We start from the raw sequence: 3,540 nt of genomic DNA, 5'->3' as shown, positions 1-3,540 counted from the left end.
CTGCTCGGTTCCATCCTCACGGATGAGTCGGCACTCAAACATCAGGTGGTCAATCACCTGGTAATCGCGCGCCAGAAAACGGGGGAACATCACCTGAAATTCGTCCGGTGACAGGTCAGCAAGGAATCCAAGACGTCCGAGATTGACCCCCAGGATAGGACGTTGCTTTGCCCCCAATTGTCGACACGTCCGTAAGATCGTTCCATCGCCCCCCAGGACGATCACGATATCAAAATGTTTGTCACCGATATCCAATTCATCTGGCGTGCCGAAGACATCCAGCTCAACGTCCGCCTGGTTCCGCAGAAACTCGATGATGGCCGGACGGATTGAGTCTACGGCGTCGCCATCGGATCGGCTGGTCAATGCCAGGTAAAGTTTTGTGGGGTTACGCATCGGTAAGAGGCTCAATCGAAGTCAGTCGCTCGAACATGGTCAACGAACCCCCGATGCAGAGAAACACAGCGACACCAACTCGCTCAGATCCTCCGACGAAGGGTCTCATAATACACATCGGCTTCCTTCAGCGTGAGCCATACCCGAAGGACGATGACGACGTCACATTGTCCCCGCATCTGGCAGGTTACCTGTCCGAGTCCTAAGCTGGAATTCAGGTTCGTCCTGCGAAGGAAATTACTTCAGGCGCAATCGCGACGAAAACAGAATGGGACGTGAGTTTGATTGGACATCTGTGCGGGTCCGGCATTGGTGTTAAAACCGTTGAAACCCTACGTGTCGCTCGACGATTGAATCCAACTTTGTACAATGGCAGTTGTGGGGTGCGAGTGGAATCTTTGCTGGCACCATGAGGTTTCGAATACTGAATTGTTCGACGGAGGAATCATCGATGAAGAAGTGTTTCGCAACGTTTGCAGCCGTGCTTGTCGCCACTGCCAGCTTCGCCATGGCCGCAGAAATCCAGTCAGGTCTTGAAAAGGGGAAGGGCGTTCCCGCATTCAACGTCAAAGACGTGACCGGGCCAAACAAAGACGGTGATGAACTCTGCTATCGCTGCCGCTACGGAAACCAGCCAGTTGTCAGCATCTTCGCAAAAGAAATGACCGAAGAAGTTGCCAAGCTGTCGAAGGAACTCGACAACGTCGTCGCCAAGAACCGTGATCAGAAGATGGCCGGTTTTGTCGTGCTGATGTCTGAGAATCCAGAAAAGGCCGCTGCCAGCCTCACCGCCGCTGCTGAAAAGCACAAAATCAGCCAGATGCCACTGACCACCTTCAAGGGAACCAAAGGTCCAGACGGCTACAAGATCAACACCAAAGCCGACGTCACCGTCATGATGTGGGTCGATGGTAAGGTCAAGGTCAGCCAGGGCCTGAACGCTTCCGACCTCAACAACGAAACCATCGCCAAGCTGGTCAGCGAAACCAAGACCATCCTCGAGTAGTCTCAAATAGCCTGCCTCGAAACTCGATGAATTACAAAGCACCCCATGTCCCCTCGGCATGGGGTGTTTTTTTACGCGCTGTGCGCCGGTTGCGCCAGCATAAGATGACGCAGCTCCCATGAAGAGATCGAACGCGACCTGACAGCCGCATCGCCCGCGAATCCCCACCGCATGCGATTGCCGTTCTCCTCAGCCACAACAATCTCCCCAGCGACGGTAACCGCTCGCCGGGAGAAATCACCATCATCATGAACGGCAATGACTGTCCAAACGTGTGTACGGTCAGGTCGTGTGTTACCCTGATCCAGACCCATGTGCGGTGTCGCAAGGGAACCCGAACGGCGATTTGTCGCCGGGGGCCGGGTGGCCACTAAGCATGCGACATGAGGATTGACATCTCCCGATTCGACGCTTTGCTGTACCTTCAGTCCCAATGGTCGATTGCTTGCGGCCGCTGGTGGCGGAAATGATCGTGGCGGACATGAGTCGAAAGTCAACTGCGTCATCCACGTCTAGGATGTGGCGGCAAGCAAAGAGATCGCCAGCCTGAGCGGACACACGGGCCTGGTGCGAGATTTGGCGTCGACGCCAGATTCGGGTTGGTTGCTGTCGGCTGGATGGGACAATACGGTTCGGTCCTGGAATCTCGCTGCATTGAAGTGAGGCCGCGGATCCCAAAGCGTGGCTCTCTCCGGGTCGGCACTACAAATTCTTTCAGACTTCACGTTCCATGTTGCCGGTCCGCAAGTGAGCGTCGTGGTTCAATCGACTTGCTCAACTTGGTCCGTGCGGGTTGCATTTCCTGCATGCAGAATCGACGAAGCTTCCAGTAGATTTGAGCCTGACTCATGCCTGACAAGAAGTTGACTCTGATCGCCTGGCCGACGCATAGCACGCTCTCTCCTGCGGAATGCGCAAGGGTTGGAACAGTTAGCCTGCAGAAGGGTGTATTTCGCGGTCGGGAAAACTAGGGATCGACTGCGATCAGCTTCATCAGCGAAGCAGGTTCGACCGGTTTGACGAGATGATAATCGAATCCGGCGTCAGAGCTTTTTTTCCGGTCGTTTTCCTGCCCCCAGCCCGTGAGAGCGATCAGAATCATGTCACGTCCCCAGGGCTCGGCTCGAATTCGTCGGGCAACGTCGTAGCCATTCACTTTCGGCATTCCGATATCGCAGACCACCACCCCCGGTCGAAATTCATCGGCCCCGGCGATCCCTGTTTCGCCGTCGTAACGAATCTGGACCTCGTTGTTCATGATTTCGAGAAACTTGCCGAGCGAGTTCGCGGAGTCTGCGTTGTCGTCGATAATCAGAATCCGGCGACTGTCTGACGGGACGGCGTGATCAACCGCTCCGTTATCCACATGAGGCGCGTCTGCGCTCGACGGAAGGGTGGGTAAACGGACCGAAAATTCGCTCCCTTTGCCTTCTCCTTCGCTCTTCGCCTCGACCGAGCCGCCGTGCATCTCGATGAGTCCCTTCACCAGAGACAGTCCGATCCCCAGCCCCCCCGTCGATTTTTCGAGGGTCCGATCCACTTGGATAAACATCTCGAAGACTTTGGAGAGCATTTCCGGCGGGATGCCGATGCCGTCATCTGCGACCGAGATGACCGCGGTGTCGTCATCGCAGACGAGCTGGAGACGAATGTGGCCGCCTCGCTGCGTGTACTTAGCGGAGTTGGTCAACAGGTTCGAGATGACCTGAGCCAGGCGAGTAAAGTCCCCTTCGACATACACCGGGGTTTCTGGAAGAGAGACAACCAGGTCCTGGCCCGCCTGCTCCACCACAGGTCGAGTGGTCTCCAGTGCAGCGTCGATCACGGAACGAAGTTCCAGTCGCTCCCGCCGGAGCTCTAGTTTTCCTCGCGTGACACGACTCACATCGAGCAAATCATCCACCAACCGGACCATCTGCCCCAGTTGGCGTTCCATCATCATGCGAGCCTCGTCAACCGTCCCCGTCGCACCAGCAAGGCGAAGGATTTCCAAGCCGTTCCGAATCGGGGCGAGCGGGTTACGGAGCTCGTGGGCCAGCGTCGCCAGAAACTCGTCCTTTCGCCGGTCAGCTTCACGTAGCTGGCCCACCAGTCGCTCCCGCTCCTCTTCAATCAATTTCCGAGCCGTGATGTCCGCA

At 56.2% G+C, this 3,540-nt stretch carries 4 protein-coding genes; 2 read left to right on the top strand and 2 right to left on the bottom strand.

The window, feature by feature from the left end:
- On the bottom strand, window positions 1-396 hold a 396-nt coding region (locus tag VGE80_RS22320), incomplete at its 3' end, for an NAD(+)/NADH kinase (RefSeq protein ID WP_440594180.1).
- Window positions 397-847: 451 nt separating this feature from the next.
- On the opposite strand from VGE80_RS22320, the gene VGE80_RS22315 reads away from it, so the two are divergent.
- Window positions 848-1,402: a hypothetical protein gene (locus tag VGE80_RS22315; protein ID WP_373652077.1), complete on the top strand. Its 555-nt coding sequence runs from the start codon at window positions 848-850 to the stop codon at window positions 1,400-1,402.
- 519 nt (window positions 1,403-1,921) lie between these two features.
- Complete coding sequence (locus VGE80_RS22310) at window positions 1,922-2,065, top strand: WD40 repeat domain-containing protein (RefSeq protein ID WP_440594179.1); 144 nt, start codon at window positions 1,922-1,924, stop codon at window positions 2,063-2,065.
- Between the two features lie 304 nt (window positions 2,066-2,369).
- Here VGE80_RS22310 and VGE80_RS22305 read toward each other — a convergent pair.
- A partial coding sequence (locus VGE80_RS22305; protein WP_440594178.1) for a hybrid sensor histidine kinase/response regulator occupies window positions 2,370-3,540 on the bottom strand: 1,171 nt, incomplete at its 5' end.

Origin of the sequence: Schlesneria sp. (assembly GCF_036405755.1) — a bacterium.
In the GTDB taxonomy this organism is placed as follows: domain Bacteria; phylum Planctomycetota; class Planctomycetia; order Planctomycetales; family Planctomycetaceae; genus Schlesneria; species Schlesneria sphaerica.
Note: the sequence above shows the minus strand (reverse complement) of the source record. Positions and strands in the feature narration are given on the sequence as shown.